The sequence below is a fragment of the Ideonella sp. P3_A4 genome, from assembly GCF_056403075.1.
Map to the genome: position 1 here is coordinate 1 of NZ_JBFUGE010000075.1, position 18,137 is coordinate 18,137.

Genomic DNA, 18,137 nt, shown 5'->3' on the forward strand with positions numbered 1-18,137 from the left:
GCCATGCACCACCTGCTGCTGGGCCACGGCTTGGCGGTGCCGGCGCTGCGTGCGAACGACAAGGCGCCTGTCGGACTGGTGGCCAATGTCAACGGTGTGACCGCGGCCTCGGACAGCGCTGAAGACCAGCTGGCGGCGCGGCGCGCCCACGCCAACAACAACCTCTGGGTGCTGGACGCCTTGTTCAAAGGCCAGTACCCCGAGGAACTGCGCCAGCTCTGGCCCGACGCGGTGGCGCCGGTCCGCGACGGCGACATGGCCACGATCTCGGTGCCGACCGACTTCGTCGGCATCAACTACTACTTCCGCACGGTGGTGGCCAGCGACGGCGGCCACGGCTATGTCGTCAAGCCGCTGCCCGACGTCGAGCGTACGCAGATGGGCTGGGAGGTGCACCCGGACAGCCTGCGCAACCTGCTGGTCGAATTCCACCAGCGCTACCCCGCGCTGCCGCCGATCTACATCACCGAGAACGGCATGGCCAGCGACGACCAGGTGCAAGCTGGCCACGTGCACGACGAACAGCGCATGCGCTACCTCGGCCGGCACTTCGCCGCGATCGACCAGGCGATGCAGCAGGGTGTGGATGTGCGCGGCTACTTCGTCTGGTCGCTGCTCGACAACTTCGAATGGGCCTATGGCTACGAAAAGCGCTTCGGCATCGTCCACGTCGACTACACCACGCAGCAGCGCACGCCGAAAGACAGCGCCCTCGCGCTGAAAGCATTCTTCCAACAGCGCGCCGAACGCGCCTGACAATTCCGACCCCAGCAGGAGACAAAAGAGATGAATCAAACCGCCACCCGCATCGCCATTGCCGTCGCGTTGGCCTGTGGCGCCGCCGCAGCCCAGGCCCAGACCAAGGCCGAGGTCATCCACTGGTGGACCTCGGGCGGCGAGTCGGCCGCGCTGAAGGAACTGGCCAACGCCTACAAAGCGGCCGGTGGCGTGTGGGTCGACAGCGCGATCGCCGGTGGCGAGGCCTCGCGCGCTGCTGCGGTGAACCGCATCGTCGGTGGCACGCCGTCGACCGCGGCGCAGTTCAACACCTCGAAGCAGTTCCACGACATCATCGACGCAGGCCTGCTGAACAACGTCGACGATGTCGCGATCAAGAACGGCTGGGACAAGATGCTGCCCGCGCCGATCCTGAACGCCGTCAAGGTCAAGGGCCACTACTACGCGGTGCCGGTCAACATCCACATGCCGGCGTGGTTCTGGTACTCGAAGCCGGCGTTTGCCAAGGCCGGCATCGCCGCCGAGCCGAAGACGCCTGATGAATTCTTTGCTGCGCTGGACAAGCTGAAGGCCGCCGGCGTGGTGCCTCTCGCCCAAGGCGGTCAACCTTGGCAAGAAAAGCTGCTGTTCGACGGCTGGTTGGCGCACGCCGGCGGCACCGAGCTGTACCTGAAGTTCTACCGCGACCGCGACGCAGCGACGGTGCAGGGCCCGGCGTTCAAGGCTGTGCTCGCATCGTTCAAGCGTCTGAAGGGTTATGTCGACGCGGGCTCACCAGGCCGCAACTGGAACGACGCGACTTCGCTGGTCATCAGCGGCAAGGCCGGTGTGCAGCTGATGGGCGACTGGGCCAAGGGCGAGTTCCAGAACGCCAACCAGACGGCGGGCAAGGAATACGGCTGTTTCCCCGGTTTCGGCCCGAAGTCGCCTTACATCATCGCGGGTGACGTGTTTGTCTTCCCGAAGACCACCGACCCGGCGCAGATCAAGGCTCAGCACCTGCTGGCCGACACCTTCACCGCCCCGGCAACACAGGTGGCCTTCAACAACAAGAAGGGCTCGATCCCGATCCGCACCGACGTCGATGCGAAGGGCATGGACCTGTGTGCCCAGATCGGCCTGCAGGTGATGAAAGACCCGACGCGCCATCTGCCGAACTCTGAGATGCTGGTCGCACCCGACGTGGCCGGCGCGCTGCAGGACATCATCACCAAGTTCTGGAACACCAACCAGAGCGTCGATGATGCGGCGAAGGCGATGGCCTCGGCGATCAAGAGCTGACGCTTCGGAGGTTTGATGTCGTCTTCGCGCCGCAGCCGCGGGCTGCGCAACGTCGCAGCCTATGCGGCGCTGTTGCCCATGGCCGTCACCGTGCTGCTGGCCTATCTGGGCACGATGGCCTGGTCGGTCAAGGTCTCGTTCAGCAGCTCGCGCACCTTGCCGGTCGACAACTTTGTTGGCCTCGCGCAGTACACGAAGCTGTTCGAGACCGAACGCTGGATGTTGTCGCTGCAGAACATGGCGCTGTTCGGCGTCTTGTTCATCGTCGGCTGCATGGGGCTGGGTTTTGCGCTGGCGGTGTTCATCGACCAGCGGGTCAAGGGCGAGGGTGTATTGCGCACCGTGTTCCTCTACCCGTACGCGATGTCGTTCGTCGCGACCGGCCTGGTCTGGCAGTGGCTGCTGAACCCCGAGCTGGGGCTGCAGGCAAYGATCCGCGGCTGGGGCTTCGAGAGCTTCACGCTCGACTGGATCGTGCAGCAGGACGCGGTGATGTACGCGATCGCGCTCGCCGCGGTCTGGCAGGCTTCGGGCCTGGTGATGGCGCTGATGCTGGCGGGTTTGCGCGGCATCGACGACAGCCTGTGGAAGGCCGCGCGCATCGACGGCATCCCGCCGTGGCGCGTCTACGTGTCCATCGTGCTGCCGATGCTCGGGCCGTCGATCGGCACCGCACTGGTGCTGCTATCGGTCGGCGTGGTCAAGGTGTTCGACGTGGTGGTGGCGATGACGCAGGGCGGCCCGGGGTTGGCCAGTGAAGTGCCGGCCAAGTTCATCATGGACAACCTGTTCGGCCGCGCCAACATCGGCCTTGCTTCTGCGGCGTCCACCGTCCTGCTGGCCACCGTGCTGGCCGTCGTTGCGCCGTGGCTGTATGCGCGGCATCGTGCTGGAGCAAAAGCAGGGGCCCACGGATGAGCGCCGTGATTCACACTCCGGCCATGCCCGCCGCCAAGCCTGCCAGTCGCCGACGCTCATTGCCGCGCCCGGCCCGCATCGGCATCTACGCCTTCTTGTTGACCGCGGCAGCGTTCTTCCTGCTGCCGCTGTACGTGATGCTGGTCACCTCGGTCAAGCCGATGGAGGAGATCCGCCTCGGCCACATCTTCGGCCTGCCGATGAAGATGACGCTGGAGCCCTGGGTGCAGGCCTGGTCGGCGGTCTGTACCGGCTTGCAGTGCGAGGGCATCCAGGGCGGCTTCTGGAACTCGGTCGCGATCGTCGTGCCCAGCACCATCGTGTCGATCCTCGTCGGTGCGCTCAACGGCTATGCGCTGTCGTTCTGGCGCCCGCGGTTCAGCAACGGGTTGTTCCTGCTGCTGCTGATCGGCGCCTTCGTGCCTTACCAGGTGCTGATGTTCCCGCTGGTGCGGGCGTTCGCGTCGATGTCGCTGTTCGGTACCTTGCCCGGCATCGTGCTGATCCACACGATCTTCGGCATGCCGGTGATGACGCTGCTGTTCCGCAACTACTACGCCACCGTGCCGCGCGAGCTGTTCATGGCGGCACGCATCGACGGTGGCGGCTTCTGGCGCATCTTCGTGCAGCTGATGCTGCCGATGAGCCTGCCGATCATCGTGGTCGCGGTGATCATGCAAGTCACCGGCATCTGGAACGACTTCATCCTCGGGCTGACCTTTGCCGGCCGCGAACACCTGCCGATGACTGTGCAGCTGAACAACGTCATCAACACCACCACCGGCGAACGGCTCTACAACGTCAACATGGCGGCGACGCTGCTGACCTCGTTGGTGCCGCTCGTCATCTACCTCGTGTCCGGCCGCTGGTTCGTGCGCGGCATCGCCGCCGGCGCTGTGAAGGGCTGATCGTGTCCAGTGTTTCGATCCAACAACTCGGCGTGCGCATGGGCGCCGTCAACATCCTCGAACAACTCGATCTGGCGGTGCAGGAAGGCGAGTTCCTCGTGCTGCTCGGGCCTTCGGGCTGCGGCAAGAGCACGCTGCTGCACAGCATCGCCGGGCTGATCGATGTCGACGCCGGCAGCATCCACATCGGCGGCAAGGACGTGACCTGGGCCGACCCGAAGGACCGCTCGATCGGCATGGTGTTCCAGTCTTATGCGCTGTACCCGACGATGAGCGTCGAGCGCAACATGAGCTTTGGCCTGCGCGTGGCCGGGTTGCCCAAGCAAGAGATCAACAAGCGCGTGCAGCGTGCCTCGAAGATGCTGCAGCTCGACCCGCTGCTGGCGCGCAAGCCCGCGCAGCTGTCGGGCGGCCAGCGCCAGCGCGTCGCGATCGGCCGTGCGCTGGTGCGCGAGGCGCAGGTCTTCCTGTTCGACGAGCCCTTGAGCAACCTCGACGCGAAGCTGCGCACCGAACTGCGGCGCGAGCTGAAGCAACTGCACCGCGAACTCGGCGCGACGATGATCTACGTGACGCACGACCAGGTCGAGGCGATGACGCTGGCCAGCCGTGTCGCGGTGATGCGTGGTGGCCGCATCCAGCAGATCGGCGCACCGGGCGAGGTCTACGCCCGGCCGGCCAACATGTTCGTCGCCGGTTTCCTGGGTAGCCCAAGCATCAACTTTGTTCATGGCCAGCTGAGCGGATTGGAGGGCGATCGCGCCGCATTCCGCGCCGGCGCGTTCGAAGCCAGCTTGCCACGCGAGGTGTTCTTGCATGCGCCGCCGGCGAATGCCGAGGCCGTGCTCGGCGTTCGGCCGGAGCACATCTCGCTCACGCCACCGGGCGAAGCGCACATCCCCGCCGAGGTGACGCTGGTCGAGCCGATGGGTTCGCACCAGGTGGTGTGGCTGGACATGCAGGGCCAGCGCCTGGCCGCGATCGTCAACAGCGCCGTGCCGCCCGAGATCGGCGACCGCGTGGGTGTGGCGATGGACTTGGAGCGCGCCTGCCTGTTCGACCCACRCAGCGAAGAGCGCTTGTAGCCCGCCCCAGCGCCAGAGTCCCTCTATGATCGGCCGGCGAACCGATCCCGGTTCGGCTGGCAGGGACGATGGCAACAATCAAAGATGTGGCGCGGCTGGCAGGCGTGGGCGTGGGCACCGCGTCGCGCGTGATCAGCGGCAAGGGCTCATTCTCGAAGGACGCGGCCGAGCGCGTGGCCGTGGCCGTTAAGCAGCTGGGCTTTCGGCCCAGCGCCACGGCGCGTGCCTTGTCGCTGCGCAGCACCGGCACCATCGGCGTCTTCGTGCCCGATTTCAAGGGCCCGTACTACGGCCCGCTGCTGCACGCCATTGACACCGAACTGCGCCAGTACGACCGTCACATGGTGGTGGCGAACGGCTGCGGCCACGACGACCGTCGCCAGCAGGCGCTTGACGGCGTGCGTTTCCTGATCAGCCGCGACTGCGACGGCATCATCGTCAGCAGCACCGCGCTGAAAGACGTCGACTTCATGCAGCTGCGCGACGGCTACCCGCAGCTGGCGTTGGTCAACCGCGAGGTCAAAGGCATGCGCAGCCATTGCTTCACCGTTGACCACCGGGCCGCCGGCCACCTGGCGGCGCGGGCGCTGCTCGACCAAGGCCATCGCCGCTTCGCCGTTGTCTCCGGCCCCGCCGCGGCCAGCGACAACAAGCAGCGGCTGCAGGGCTTTTTCGAAGCGCTCGGGGAGCTCGGCCTCGATGCGGCGCAGGTGCCGGTGGAAGAGGGTGACTTCGCGGCGGAAAGTGGCTGGGAGGCGGTCGAGCGGCTGCTCGCGCGCGACCGGCCGTTCACGGCGCTGTTCTGCGCCAACGACCAGATGGCGATGGGCGCCTTGAGCTGCCTGCAACACCGCGGCATCGCGGTGCCGCGCCAAGTGTCGGTGCTCGGCTACGACGACACCGATGTGGCGGCCTTCCTGTCGCCGCGCCTGACCAGCGTGCACATCCCCGTCGACGAGATGGGGCTGAACGCCTGCCGCATGCTGCTCAACAGCTGCTATGGCATGACGCTGAAGATCTCGCGCGAGTTCGAGCCGACTGTCGTGCACCGCGACTCGGTGGCAAAGCAATAGGCGGCGGAGCCCGTTCAGGATGACCGCGGGCTGTCGAGCCACCTCGACAGCATCGCCTGCACATGCTGCGGTGGCGCCGGCTTGCCGATGAAGTCGTTCATCCCCGCCTGCCGGCAGCGCAGCTCGTCGTCGGCAAACGCACTGGCGGTGACGGCGACGATGGGCACATCCGCGCCACGCGCGAGCCGACGTATCTGCCGGGTCGCTTCAAGGCCGTCCATGCCGGGCATGTGCACGTCCATCAGGATCAGCGCGTAGTCGATTTCGGCAGCCATGGCGACGGCTTCGGTGCCGTTGGCGGCACAGTCCACGGTCAGCCCGGCGCGCGTCAGCGTTGCGGCACCGATCTCGCGATTGACAGGATCGTCGTCAACGAGCAATACGCGAGAAGTCRCGCGCTCTCTTGGCGGCCCCAAAGACAGGGCCGCTGCGGCATGAAGGTCTGCCACGATGATCGCGCCGGAATCCTTGCGCAAGCGCGCGGTGAACCAGAACGTGCTGCCCTGGCCAGGGGTGCTGTCGGCRCCGGCGTCGCCGCCCATCAAGGYGGCGAAGTGCTTGGTGATCGAGAGCCCGAGCCCGGTGCCGCCGTGCCGGCGCGTGATGCCGTTGTCGACCTGCTCGAACGCGGTGAACAGCCGCGCCATCCGGTCGGGGGCGATGCCGACGCCGGAATCGGTGACCGAGAACCGCAGACGCGCGTCGCCCGGCCCGTCTTCCAGCACCTCGACCCGGACGTCGATCGTGCCCGACTCCGTGAACTTCACGGCGTTGACCACGTAGTTGAGCAAGGCCTGCTGAACCCGGGTGTGATCGCCGACCAGGCCGGCGGGCAGCGGGGCAATCTCGTGGCCCAGCCGCAGGTTCTTTGCGTTGGCGTCGTATTCGACCATCGCGATCACGTTCTCGACCACGGTTTCGATGCTCAGCGGCTCTTCATGGAGCGTGAACTTGCCGGACTCGATCTTTGAAAGGTCCAGCACGGCGCCGATGGTGGCCATCAGGTGCGTGCTGGCCTGCTCGAGTTGCACCATGCGGCGATCTTGCTCGGGCGTCAGGCCGCCCACGCGAACCAGCTGCGACAGCCCCATGATCGCGTTCAGCGGGGTACGGATTTCGTGGCTCATGTTGGCCAGAAACTCGGCCTTGCTCCGCGCGCCGGCCTCGGCCATCTGCTTGGCCCCCACCAACTCCCGCGTGCGCTCGGCGACCTTCAGGTCGAGCTCGCGATTCAGCCGCGCCAGGTGCCGGTTCCAGGCCATCACCAACAGCAGCAGCAGCGTGGCCGCAGCGACGACACCGCCGACCCACTTGGCCAGCAACACCGTGTCGACCGCCTTTTCGTAACGCACAGCCGTCCAGTGCAAGATGATCTCTTGGCGCTTTTCCGGCGGCAGCGCGTTGATCGCGCGTTGGAACAGGCTCTTCAGGTACGGGTCGTCGTTGCGCACGGCGATCTGCATGGCCATGCGCTCGGTGAGTTGTGACGCGACCCGCAGGTCCGTCATCCCTTCCATCAGCAGGTGGCGATTGGCGATCGGCAGCGTGCCGATGAAGCCGAAGATTTCGCCTTTCTGCACCGCGCGCAGCCCTTCGCCCGCGTCGGCGTACTCGCGGATCGTGATCCCGGGAACGCGGGCCTTGATGGCCGGCACGGCGCCGAACGCGCGGATCACGCCGAAGCGCTCGTGCAGGTGCGGCCCGATGTCGTTGAAGTAGGGCTGCGCACTGCGGGTGACGATCACGATCGGGAAGTCCGCGTAGGGCGTCGTGAAGTCGAGGTAGGCGCGTCGTTCGGGTGTTTCCTGGGCGAACGAAATGAGGTCGCAGCGCCGGGCTTTCGCGTCTTCCAGGGTCTCGCTCCAGCTGCGCGAGGCGACGAAGTCGAGCCGAACCCCCATGGTCTGGGCCAGGCGAGAGACGATGTCCGGTGCGATGCCGACATGCGTGCCGTCACTGGTCACTTCGCTGAGTGGCGCGCCGGCGGGGGCGCTGCACACCCGCAGCATGTTCTGCTTTTCGAGCAGGTACTGGCGTTCCTGCGCGTTGAGGGCTATGTGGCTCACCGCCCGGCCGAACAGCAGGTCCACCGCGCCTTTGGACATCCAGCGTTCGGCGAGGCTCGCGCGCTCTTCGACCGAGGTGCTGGCATCGCGCGGTTGATCAACGCGGCGAGCATCGAGGCGTCTTTGCGCAGCGCAAAGCGCGATGGTGTCTGGGCGTTGTCGATCGAGCCGACGACGGCCAGGTCGGCAATGGCGCGCGCGGCCATCTGGTATTCGACGACCGCGGTGGTCTCGATGTACGCGTCGGCCTTGCCCTGCGAGACGAACAGCAGGCATTCGGCGACTGCAGCGCATTCGACCCGCGTCGCCGCGATGCCGCTGTCACGGATGATCTTGTCGGAGATGTTGCGCGACTCGACGGCAATGCGCCGGCCGTCGAGCGAGCTGATGTCGGGAAAGGCCGCGCCCGACCGGGCCACGATGGCCTTGGTGGCGTAGCGGTAGGGCTCGGTGAACAGCATGAGCTGCTCGCGCTCGGGCGTGCGAGCGATGTCCGGCACGATGTCGAGATGGCCGTCGCCCAGCATCTGCAAGCCCTGCGCGAAGGTCGCCGGGACGTAGGTGATGTTGGTCAGCCCCAGCTTGCGCAGCAGCAGACGCAGGAACTCGACCGTGAAGCCGCTGGCCTGTCCATCCTTGAAGTACTCGAAGGGCGGGCGATCGACGATCAGGATGCGCACAGGTGGCTGAGCTCGGACGAAATCCTGCTCAGCCGGGGACAGGCTCACCCCGGCCGGATCAGCTTTGTGATCGACCGGGATGCTGACCGTGGTTTCAGCCGTCAGTCCGAGGCCGGGCAGGAGAAGTGCCCACAGCCACAGAAGCCGGAACAGGCTTGCCGCTGTCACCCATACCCTCGCGCAGCGGACGATCAGGGGACGAACAACCGACGTCGCCGACTGCTGAACCGCTTCCAACGAGTGTAGCGATTCGAGGGCCGCGCGCAACCGCGGTTCTCACGGGGGCGGCGCCGGTGGTCCGAGGCGCCGGCCTGCTACCGCCAGCGCTTGTGCGTCAGCACCACGTGAGTCGCCTGTTCGGTGGCRACGCGCTCGGTGCATTGGTAGCCCAGCGCGGGCAGGTCGAGGCCGGTGAACAGCGCCTCGCCCGAGCCCAGCAGCTTGGGCACCAGCGCCAGGTGCATCTCGTCGACCAGGCTTTCGCGCAGGTAGGCCTTGAGCGTCGCAACGCCGCCGCCCAGGCGGATGTCCTTGCCTGCCGCGGCGGTGCGGGCACGCTCCAACGCCTCGTGAATGCCACCGGTGACGAAGTGGAAGGTCGTACCGCCTTCCATCTCGACCGGCGCTCGGGCATGGTGCGTCAGCACGAATGCCTCGGTGTGGTACGGCGGGTTGTCGCCCCACCAGCCTTTCCACTGGTCATCGGGCCAGTCGCCACGCACCGGGCCGAACATGTTGCGACCCATGATCCAGGCGCCGATGTGGTCGAAGCCGCGCCGCGCAAAGGCGTCGTCTTCGGCGGTCGTCCCCTGGTCCTGGCCGACCATCTGCTGGAAGCTGCGGGTCGGGAAGACCCACTCGTGCAGCGCCATGCCGCCGGCGCCCAGCGGGTTGTCCAGGCTTTGATGCGGACCGGCGCCGTAGCCGTCGAGCGAGACTGAAAAGGCATGCACCCTGAGCTTGGACATCGTGTTCTTTCGTTGATGGCTGTCATCTTGACGACGAAGACCGCGGGTGGCAATCGACACGCCGGGAAGAAAAAACCGGCGCGTTCAGCCCGTTTGCGCCGCGGCGGCGGCCTCTGCGTCCTGCCGGCACAAAGCTGCCACCAGGTCGGACTGGGTGATGATGCCGACCAGCCGACGCTCGCCGTCGACCACCGGGATGTGGTGGTGGCCGGTGCTGGCGAACAGCGGCACCAGCTCGCCCAGCGGCTGGTCGGCGCGGGCCACGCGCACGTCGGTGGTCATGATCTGGCCCACCGCCTCGGCCTTGTCGGTGTGCATCGTCCGCGTGGGGCTCAACAGCGTCTGCAGCCGGTGTTTCCAGCCGTCATGCAGGTCCAGCGTCGGGTCGGCCATGAAATCGGCCAGCGTCACGACGCCGATCACACGCGAAACGCGGTCGACCACCGGCAGCGCCTTGATGCGGCGCTGACGCAGCAGCGCCCAGGCCTCTTGCAGCGGCGTGCCGTAGTCGACCGAGATCGGTTCGCGCGACATGATGTCGGCGCAGCTCAGCTGGCCCATGCGGCGGCGGTAGCCCTCGACCTCGGCCTCGGCCAGCAGCGCTTGCAGGTCGTCTGGGCTCACGTCCAGCACCTGGTTGTAGCGGACCAGCGCGGCTTGCAGGTCGCTAGCCGCCGTTCGCGGCTCGGCCGCCCCGGGCGCGGCCACCACCGGACGCTGGCTGTGCGGATAGCGGCGGCCGGTCAGCGTGTTGTAGGCGATGCCGGCGACCACCAGCAACACGCCGTTGGCCATCACCGGGTACAGCGCGAAGACCGGGTCGTGCACGCCGGTCAGCACCATCAGCAGCGCGCTGGCGCCGCCCGGCGGGTGCAGGCAGCGCAGCGCGAACATCGCGGCGATTGCCAGCGCGACGGCGATGCCGGCCGCCCATTCCGACGTGCCCAGCAGGTGCACGCAGGCCACGCCGACGATGGCACACAAGGTGTTGCCGCCGACGACCGCCCAGGGCTGGGCCATCGGGCTGGACGGCACGCAGAACACCAGCACGGCGCTGGCCCCGATCGGGGCGACGAGCCAGATCGCCGCAGCGCCGAACTGCGGCGACAGCCAATGGCACAGCCAGCCGGTGAGCAGCATGCCCACAGCGGCCCCGCCGACGCAGCGCCAGCGCTCGCGCGCATCGATGGCCATGCGGCCGGGCAGGAAATCAAGCCACCACGATCGACCCAGGTTCGACATCGTCACTTCGGCCCGTGGGCGCGAATGCAGAAAAGGGGACGGATCGTAGTCGACCGCGGGCGAGATGGGCTGGGAACGTGCCTTGCCCCAAATGCCCAGGAACCGGAGCCCGCGATGAACACCAGCACCAGCACCAAGACCTCGACCGCCACCCAGGCCGCCGAAGACCCGCAATCGCACGCCAACGTCGACGTCAACGACAAGGCCGCCGTCGATCGCTGGGCCAAGGCGCTCGGCACGACCGACGAAGCGCTGATGAACGCCGTCAAGTCGGTCGGCACCCGCATCGACAAGATCAAGGACTTCCTCGGCGCCGGCGGGGCAGGCAAGCAGTCGGGCGGGTGACGCTCGGCGGGTCGACGCGCGGCTGCGGTACGCTGCCGGCGTGCGCACTTCTGCCTCGTTGATTGTTGTCGCCGCTCTATTGGTCACGCTGCTGAGCAGCTCGCCTGCGCGGGCCGCCAGCGAGCGCATCGCATGGTTGTGGGACGGTGGGGCTGTGCCCAGCTGGTCCGCCGCGCATGTGGCGGTCGTCGTGCAGCACGTGCTGCTGCGCGGGCCCGACATCCTGGTGCGACCGCGCCCGCAGGCGCCGCCGATCGGCCCGGGCGCGAAGGTCACGCCGGTGGTTCACGTCGAACTGAGCGTGATGCAGCCTCCGGTGCTGGGTGATCGTCAGCGCGAAGTCATCATCCAGGCCGTGCGCCGCGCCGCCGACCACAGCACATCGGGCTGGGTGCAGGTGGACATGGAAGCGCGGCCTTCGCAACGCGCGTTCTACGTCGCGTTGCTGCGTGAGTTGCGGGCCATGCTGCCCACCGACATGCGCCTCAGCGTGACGGCGCTGGCCTGGTGGTGCCGTGCACCGGGCTGGATCGACGAACTGCCTGTCGACGAGGTGGTGCCGATGTTCTTTCGCATGGGCCGCGATGCCCAGGCGATGCGGCAGGTGCTTGTCGACGAGCCCGAGCGCCTGCACCGCCAGTGCCGGCAGGGCGCGGCCGGGTTCTCGGTGCAAGAGCCGGTCGATGCTCCTACATTGACGCGTTACGCCAAGACCTATTGGTTCATCGGCGCTGGCGTTGAGATCGGCACGGCACGGCGCCGTCGAGCCGGCGACGTCGCGATGGTAAGGGAGCTTTCGCAATGACTGAAACATGGTGCCGCCAAGCCGGCGCATTGGCGGTGATCGCACTGGCGGCGGGCGGGATGTCCGGCCCGGCTCGGGCGAGCGGTGATAACGGGCCGACCGACGAGTTCGTTACGCGCTGGGGCCCTGCTGGCTTGACCGCCAGCTATGACGCCGGCCAGCTTGGCGTGGTGCTGCCGAGCTTTCACCGCGTCTACCTGTACACCGCCTGGCGGGCCATCGTGCTCGGGGCAGAGGGCTACAAGAAGGCACCGACGACTGCTGGTGGCCTGGCGCGAGCCGAGGGCTCGGCGGTCGACGGCTGGGTCAACCTGACTGACAAGCAGCATCCCTACACCCAGTGGCTGAAGGCCAGCGAAGCGGCCGCGCCGCGCAAGGCCTCGGTGCCGAGTTCGGATTTCGTCCGCCTGGGCCCCGACTACGGCGGCTACATCAACTGCCCGCCCGCGGCGTTCGTGTTTGCCAAGGACATGCTGCAGACCGTCGGCCAGCGCGCCGACGCCACCCCGCAGCGCGTGGCCAATTGGGTGGCCGCGCAGGACGCGGTGTTCGCCTTCTGCGCCTATGACCCGCAGAAGCGGCCGGACGGCACGCGCAAGCCGCCGCCGCCGCTGCCCACCCCGTTGGCGGCGAACGAGGCGGCCTACTGGCGCCAACTGCGCGAATATCAGATCGCTGCCGCACACTTCTACGGCGCGAGCTTCGCAGAGGCGGCGCAGCGCTTCAGCGCCATCGGCGACACGCCCGAGCATCCGATGCGGGCCTGGGGCGCCTACCTGGCCTTGCGTGCCCACGTTCGCCTGGCCACCGTCGGCGGGCCAGGGGTGGCCGATGCAGCCGTGCCGCCCGAGCAGGACCGCGACGCCGAGGCCGCGAAGCTGATCGCCGAGGCCCAACGCATCCTCGACGATCCCGGCCAGTCTGTTGTCCACGAGGCCACGCGTGCCACCGTGCGCACGCTGCAGTTCCGCCTGACGCCGCGGCGCCGGTTCGGGCAACTGAGCGACCTGCTCGACGACATGGCCACCAATCCCTATCTGGAAGACCACCTGGGCGACTGGCGCCGGCTGGCCAATGGCTTCATCGACGACGACGCGCCTACTGAGACGCGAGAGCCGATCGATGGCCCGATGCGGCAGCGGCACGAGTACTTCGACTGGATGCGCACGCTGCAGCGCTGCGGGCTGGCCAGCGACGCCAAGGCGCGGGCCGAACAATGCCGGCGCGAGGCGTCGCATGCTCTGTCGCGGTGGAAGCAACTGGGCGGCGACAAGGCACCCCATGCAGCAGGCCGCCGTCAAGCCTGGCTGCTGGCGGCGCTGGCCTTGTCGGACCACCTGGACCCACCGCTGGAAAAAGCCGCACTGGCCGTGCCGGCGACTGCGCCCGAATACTGGAGCGTGCGCTACCAGCTGACGCGCCTGTACCGGCTGGCGCACCAATCCGAGCGCGCCCGCGAACTGTCGCAGGCGGTGCTGGCCGAGATGCGCCGCGAGAACCTGGCATCCGCCAGCGGCGCCAACCTCTTCAAGCAAGAGCGCTTTGCGCAGGCCACCTCGCTGAAGGACGCGGCCGATCACCTGATGCGAAGCCTGGCCTACACCCGCGCGCCAGACTCGGGCGAAGCAGGGCCGCTCGAAGCGGTGCCGAGCGCCAGCCGGCCCGCGGCGGATGGCCAGACCTGGCTGAACACCCGGCTGGCAGTCAACGACCTGCTGGAGCTGGCGCGTGACGAGCGCCTGGGTTTGGCACTGCGCAAGCGCGTGGCTGTCGCCGCCTGGATGCGGGCCGATCTGCTCGGCTCACAAGAGCCGGCGAAGGCCGCGTCTCTGCTGGTGGAAGCACTGGCGCCGGGACTGCGAACCGTGGCGCAGCAGTACCGCGCGATTACGCAGCCACGCGAGCGGCAGCACGCGTTGATCATTGCGGCGATGAGCTTGGATCTTTCACCCTTGATCACGACGGCAGACTTTTCGACCGATGTCTGGGCCGCCGCGGCGCCGGCGCCTGACAAAAGCGAGGTCACCGCCAGCATGTGGTGCAGCGTGGCCAAGAACCAGCGGGACGTCTGGCAGCAGCCGCTCGAAGCGCGAGAGGTCGAACAGGCGCCGCCGCCGCCTGAGGTGAGCGGCAATGCCGAGGTGCGCGACAGGGAAATGGCGGCACTGGCTCAGCTCAAGACCGCCACCGGCTTCGTCGGCGACCATGTATTGGCCTGGGCCAAGGACCACCCGAACGACCCCGACGTGCCCTGGCTGCTCTATGTGGTCGTGCAGTCCACCCGCGGCGGTTGCCTGGACCCGGACGCGAGCAAGACCTCGAAAGCGGCCTTCCAGCTGCTGCACCGGCGCTACAAAAACAGCGAATGGGCTGCGAAGACGCCGGTCTGGTATTGAAATTGGGCCCCCACGCCCCCCCCCCGGGGGCTGCCCCCCGAGGGGCTCGCGCAGCGGCCCGGCAAAGCCGGCTCCGCGCACGCCACTTGAAGGGGGCGGCGCTGCGCGCGCCCCGTCCCGGGGCAAGAAACTCGCGAGCGGCCCTTCAGAGGGTTCAAGTTTTGCGTAGCGATGCCGACAACCAAACATGAACATCGGCAACAGCCCCAGCGTCAACACCGCCACCGCGGCAGCCTCCCAGGGGCCGTCGTTCGACGCGGTTCAGATCCTGGTGCTGCGCAAGGCGCTGAACACCCAGGCCGCCGGCGCGCTGGCCTTGATCCAGGCGATCCCGCAGCAGCCGCAGCTGGCCACTGAAGGCTCGTTGGGCCGCAACGTCAACACCTACGCCTGAGCGGTCTGCGCCTGAGCGTCAGCGCTCGCCCTACCAGTCCAGCGCCACCGGCACTGTCTTGCCGTTGCCTTGCCATTGGCCGGTGACGGCGTTGCCGCGCACCGTCAGGCTGAGCTCGGCCTTGTTGCCGTCCACGTCTTCGGTTAGCGCCAGCGTGTTGCCGTTGCGTTTGCCGCTGAGCGGGATCATGCGGCCGTACTTGTCGTAGTAGTAGCGGCCCGAGAGCGAGCCGTCTGCCTCCAATCGACCCAGCATCATGGTGATCGCCGCGCCGCCGATCTTGCCGTGCAGGGCCTGGCCGAACGGCGACGCCGGCGGCGGCACGTCGCCCTGGTTCAGCACGAGCGCGCGGCCATACGGCGTCAGCAGCGGGCGCAGCTCGGCTGGCGTCAGCTTGACGGTGATCTCGGCGACATCGTCGAGCGCGCGGCTGGCGTGGTTGCTGCATCGTCCGGTGCTGAATGCCACGCCATCGCCTTCGAGGCTGAAGCCGACGTAGCGCAGGCTGTCAGTCAGGTGAGGCTTGCCTCTCTCTTGCTCGAGGCACCCCTGGTTCAGCTCGATTCGCTGCTGCGTGTCCTCGATGTCGTCTGCCTTGGCGTGCGCCTTCTTCTGCGCGGCCAGTTCCTTCTTCAGGGTTTTCAGCTGATCGGCATAAAGGCGCTCGCGCTCCTTGCCGATGCGCTGCGCCACAGTGGCGAAGGCGGGCTGCGTGAACAGATCATCCAGCGCCAGCGCGCGGCCGTTGCGTGCGTCGAAGTTGAAGGTTGTGTCGTAGTTTTCGCAGTAGGCCCCGCAGCCTTCCGTGCTGAAGGTGATGGCCAGCACCCTGGCGTCATTGCGCACGAGTTGAAACTCCTGCGACGAAGTGCCTTCGGGCAACTGTTCGGCCAACGGGGCGAATGATTCGCCCGGCTTGGCCGGCGCTGCCATGCCGAGCAGCCCGAGGAACAACGACGTGTTGATGCGGGCGGCCACGGTGGGTGGCTCGGAGACGACGAACGGCATCTTGATCGAGCCGTCCGCCCAACCGCCGGCATACGCCGGCAGCTCCTTCACGGTGGCCGGCGGCTTCATCGTCAGCGAGCGGATCTGCAACGGGGCGGCGGCCACGGCCGCGGCAATGCACCACAAAGAGACGGCCAGGGCGCCACGGGCAAAAGTGTTCATGGGCGCGATTCTCGTCGCGCGGCGCGATCGGGGGCAGCCGGCATTGACGGCCGAGGTTGTCGCACTAAACTGGTCTCGTGCCTCAAGCTGTACCCGTCTCGGCGCCCGACTTGATCGACCAGGCTTGGGATCGTTTCGCACTCGACCCTGCTGGCTGTATCGCGCTGTCTGACCAGGCCGTGCAGGCTGCCCGCGCAGCGGGGGACGCCGAGGCCGAGGCCTTCGGGCTGGCGCTGCAGGCATTGACCCGTGCCGCTCGCCGTGGGCATGAAAGCGCGGCGGCGTTGCACGAGCTGATCGCCTCCACACGGCAGCGTTGCGAACAACTCGGCTGCGAGCCTGCCGCCTGGCTGTGCGACGACGCGCAGGCTCGGATCGAGATCACTGCCAACCAGCTCGACGAGGCTCATGGGCGATTGCAAGCGAACCTGCAGCGCCCGGGGCGAAACGGCCGCGAACGGTATGTGACCGTGCTTGCCATGCAACGCCTGGCAGAGCACCGTGGCGATTTCGACGAGGCCTTGCGCCAGAGCTATGCGCTGATCGAGCTGGCCCGTGGGCTGGGCCGACCGCAGCTGCTGACCTACGCGAAATTCAAACTTGCCTGCCTGCAGCTGAACCTGCTCGACCTGGAGCACGGCATGCCGCTGCACGACGAAGCCCAGGCGGCGTTCGAGGCAGCGGGCATCACGGCGATGCGCTCGTCCAACCTGAACAGTCAGGTCCTGAGCAACCATTTCCGTCGCACGCCCCAGGCCGGCTACGCGGTGCTGCAGGCCTGGTTGGCCTTGCCCGAAGCCCGGGATCCGAACCTGCGTCACATGATGGCGACCCCGATCGCACTGGCCTACATCGGCGTGGGCCAGCTCGACGAGGCCGAGGCGGCGCTGGAAGCAGGCGAGCCGATGCTGGAACGCGAATGGCCCGACCAGGTGTGCATGCGCATCTGGGTGCGTGGGCATCTGCGTTGCGCGCAAGGCCGGCATGCCGAGGCGCGCGACATGTGCCAGCGTTTCCTCGACTCGGGCGAGCGCACCTCGCCAGCCAACCTGCTGCAGTTGCATTCGGTGATCGCCCAGGCGCGCGAGGCGCTGGGCGATTTCCAAGGCGCCTTGCTGGCCACGCGGCAAGCGATGGCTGCGATGGCGCCGATGGTGGGCAACAGCACGCGGGCCCACTACCAGTCGATCCAGATCGAACGGCAACTCGCCGGCGCCCCGGCGACACCCGAGCGCGACGCGCAGCGCTTGGAGGCCCTGCAACGCGCAGTCGAGAACGAGGAGCGCGAAACCCAACGGCGCATCGAAGAGAGCCGCGCACCGGCGCCGGCCGCGGCGCCCGATCCGCAGCGCCGCTTCGTCGCACAAGTCAGCCACGAGATGCGTTCACAGCTCAACGGCCTGCTCGGCATGACCTCGCTGCTGATGATGTCGGAGCTGGACGAGCGCCAAAGCCGCTACGTGTCGCTGGCACGCAGCTCGGCGCAGAACCTGCTGGAGCTGGCCAACGACATCCTCGATCTCGCCAAGCTGGAGGCCGGCCGATTCGAGCTGGAGCTGAAGTACTTCAGCCTGCGCGAGCTGTTGGCCGAGGTGGTGGGGTTGTTCGAGGGCGCGGCGCAGGCCAAGGGTGTGGCGCTGCACTGCGCCTTGCGGCCCGAGGTGGCCGATGTCCGGCACGGCGCCTCATTGCGGCTGCGCCAGGTGTTGACGAACCTGGTGTCGAACGCCTTGCGCTTCACCGACCAGGGCTCGGTGCGGATCCAGATCGACGAGCTGGCCAATGGCCATCTGCGCTTCGAGGTCGTCGACAGCGGCGTCGGGCTCGGCGACGGCGCCGCACAGCGTCTGTTCAATGAGTTCGTGCAGGAACAAGGCCACCGCGGCGGCACCGGGCTGGGGCTGGCCCTGTGCCGCCAGCTCGTTCACCACATGGGCGGCGAGATTGGCGTGGCCAGCACCCCCGGCCGCGGCTCGACCTTCTGGTTCGAGCTGCCGCTGGCCGAAGCCAGCGCCGCGTTGGATCCGGTGCCGCTGCAGGGCTGACCCTGCGTTGTGCAGTCCGGGCT

The 18,137-nt window shown here is 67.7% G+C and carries 16 protein-coding genes; 11 read left to right on the forward strand and 5 right to left on the reverse strand.

Features of this window, described 5'->3' with window-relative positions:
* The 6 genes from AC1DYI_RS10125 to AC1DYI_RS10150 all read left to right on the forward strand — a co-directional run.
* A partial coding sequence (locus AC1DYI_RS10125) for a family 1 glycosylhydrolase (RefSeq protein WP_477203976.1) occupies positions 1 to 756 on the forward strand: 756 nt, incomplete at its 5' end.
* Between the two features lie 30 nt (positions 757 to 786).
* On the forward strand, positions 787 to 2,019 hold the full coding sequence (locus tag AC1DYI_RS10130) for an ABC transporter substrate-binding protein (RefSeq protein ID WP_477203977.1): 1,233 nt from the start codon (positions 787 to 789) through the stop codon (positions 2,017 to 2,019).
* A 15-nt stretch (positions 2,020 to 2,034) separates the two neighbouring features.
* A complete protein-coding gene (locus AC1DYI_RS10135) occupies positions 2,035 to 2,937 on the forward strand; it encodes a carbohydrate ABC transporter permease (protein WP_477203978.1) in 903 nt (300 codons plus the stop codon).
* A gap of 23 nt (positions 2,938 to 2,960) precedes the next feature.
* Positions 2,961 to 3,845 carry a carbohydrate ABC transporter permease gene (locus tag AC1DYI_RS10140; protein WP_477203979.1) on the forward strand — a complete coding sequence of 295 codons (885 nt, stop codon included), beginning with the start codon at positions 2,961 to 2,963 and terminating at the stop codon, positions 3,843 to 3,845.
* Positions 3,846 to 3,883: 38 nt separating this feature from the next.
* Positions 3,884 to 4,930 carry an ABC transporter ATP-binding protein gene (locus AC1DYI_RS10145; protein WP_477203991.1) on the forward strand — a complete coding sequence of 349 codons (1,047 nt, stop codon included), beginning with the start codon at positions 3,884 to 3,886 and terminating at the stop codon, positions 4,928 to 4,930.
* A gap of 68 nt (positions 4,931 to 4,998) precedes the next feature.
* Positions 4,999 to 6,003 (forward strand): LacI family DNA-binding transcriptional regulator, encoded by a 1,005-nt coding sequence (locus AC1DYI_RS10150; RefSeq protein ID WP_477203980.1) that lies wholly within the window; start codon positions 4,999 to 5,001, stop codon positions 6,001 to 6,003.
* 14 nt (positions 6,004 to 6,017) lie between these two features.
* Here AC1DYI_RS10150 and AC1DYI_RS10155 read toward each other — a convergent pair whose 3' ends face one another.
* The 4 genes from AC1DYI_RS10155 to AC1DYI_RS10170 form a co-directional block, all read right to left on the reverse strand.
* Positions 6,018 to 8,108 (reverse strand): ATP-binding protein, encoded by a 2,091-nt coding sequence (locus tag AC1DYI_RS10155; protein ID WP_477203981.1) that lies wholly within the window; start codon positions 8,106 to 8,108, stop codon positions 6,018 to 6,020.
* Positions 8,066 to 9,016: a transporter substrate-binding domain-containing protein gene (locus AC1DYI_RS10160; protein ID WP_477203982.1), complete on the reverse strand. Its 951-nt coding sequence runs from the start codon at positions 9,014 to 9,016 to the stop codon at positions 8,066 to 8,068. Before AC1DYI_RS10160 ends, AC1DYI_RS10155 begins: the two co-directional genes overlap by 43 nt.
* Before the next feature lie 47 nt (positions 9,017 to 9,063).
* Positions 9,064 to 9,717 carry a dihydrofolate reductase family protein gene (locus tag AC1DYI_RS10165; protein ID WP_477203983.1) on the reverse strand — a complete coding sequence of 218 codons (654 nt, stop codon included), beginning with the start codon at positions 9,715 to 9,717 and terminating at the stop codon, positions 9,064 to 9,066.
* A gap of 84 nt (positions 9,718 to 9,801) precedes the next feature.
* A complete protein-coding gene (locus tag AC1DYI_RS10170; RefSeq protein ID WP_477203984.1) occupies positions 9,802 to 10,959 on the reverse strand; it encodes an HPP family protein in 1,158 nt (385 codons plus the stop codon).
* Positions 10,960 to 11,073: 114 nt separating this feature from the next.
* Here AC1DYI_RS10170 and AC1DYI_RS10175 point away from each other — a divergent pair, with 114 nt between their 5' ends.
* From AC1DYI_RS10175 to AC1DYI_RS10190, 4 genes are all read left to right on the forward strand, one after another.
* Positions 11,074 to 11,304, forward strand: a complete 231-nt coding sequence (locus tag AC1DYI_RS10175; RefSeq protein WP_477203985.1) for a DUF3606 domain-containing protein — start codon at positions 11,074 to 11,076, stop codon at positions 11,302 to 11,304.
* Between the two features lie 40 nt (positions 11,305 to 11,344).
* Positions 11,345 to 12,109: a hypothetical protein gene (locus AC1DYI_RS10180; RefSeq protein ID WP_477203986.1), complete on the forward strand. Its 765-nt coding sequence runs from the start codon at positions 11,345 to 11,347 to the stop codon at positions 12,107 to 12,109.
* Complete coding sequence (locus tag AC1DYI_RS10185) at positions 12,106 to 14,505, forward strand: hypothetical protein (protein WP_477203987.1); 2,400 nt, start codon at positions 12,106 to 12,108, stop codon at positions 14,503 to 14,505. Before AC1DYI_RS10180 ends, AC1DYI_RS10185 begins: the two co-directional genes overlap by 4 nt.
* A 187-nt stretch (positions 14,506 to 14,692) precedes the next feature.
* Positions 14,693 to 14,899 carry a YjfB family protein gene (locus AC1DYI_RS10190; RefSeq protein WP_477203988.1) on the forward strand — a complete coding sequence of 69 codons (207 nt, stop codon included), beginning with the start codon at positions 14,693 to 14,695 and terminating at the stop codon, positions 14,897 to 14,899.
* Between the two features lie 30 nt (positions 14,900 to 14,929).
* Here the strand turns inward: AC1DYI_RS10190 and AC1DYI_RS10195 are convergent, their stop codons facing one another.
* Complete coding sequence (locus tag AC1DYI_RS10195; protein WP_477203989.1) at positions 14,930 to 16,069, reverse strand: hypothetical protein; 1,140 nt, start codon at positions 16,067 to 16,069, stop codon at positions 14,930 to 14,932.
* A gap of 77 nt (positions 16,070 to 16,146) precedes the next feature.
* Here AC1DYI_RS10195 and AC1DYI_RS10200 point away from each other — a divergent pair, with 77 nt between their 5' ends.
* The gene (locus tag AC1DYI_RS10200; protein WP_477203990.1) at positions 16,147 to 18,114 is read left to right on the forward strand and encodes a sensor histidine kinase; all 1,968 of its coding nucleotides are present in this window, start codon (positions 16,147 to 16,149) and stop codon (positions 18,112 to 18,114) included.
* The last annotated feature ends 23 nt before the right edge of the window (positions 18,115 to 18,137 follow it).

Coding starts and splice junctions, on each gene's coding strand:
- AC1DYI_RS10130 (WP_477203977.1), top strand. CDS start 787: ATGAATCAAACCGCCACCCGCATCGCCATTGCCGTCGCGTTGGCCTGT.
- AC1DYI_RS10140 (WP_477203979.1), top strand. CDS start 2,961: ATGCCCGCCGCCAAGCCTGCCAGTCGCCGACGCTCATTGCCGCGCCCG.
- AC1DYI_RS10150 (WP_477203980.1), top strand. CDS start 4,999: ATGGCAACAATCAAAGATGTGGCGCGGCTGGCAGGCGTGGGCGTGGGC.
- AC1DYI_RS10170 (WP_477203984.1), bottom strand. CDS start 10,959: ATGTCGAACCTGGGTCGATCGTGGTGGCTTGATTTCCTGCCCGGCCGC.
- AC1DYI_RS10175 (WP_477203985.1), top strand. CDS start 11,074: ATGAACACCAGCACCAGCACCAAGACCTCGACCGCCACCCAGGCCGCC.
- AC1DYI_RS10185 (WP_477203987.1), top strand. CDS start 12,106: ATGACTGAAACATGGTGCCGCCAAGCCGGCGCATTGGCGGTGATCGCA.
- AC1DYI_RS10190 (WP_477203988.1), top strand. CDS start 14,693: ATGAACATCGGCAACAGCCCCAGCGTCAACACCGCCACCGCGGCAGCC.
- AC1DYI_RS10195 (WP_477203989.1), bottom strand. CDS start 16,069: ATGAACACTTTTGCCCGTGGCGCCCTGGCCGTCTCTTTGTGGTGCATT.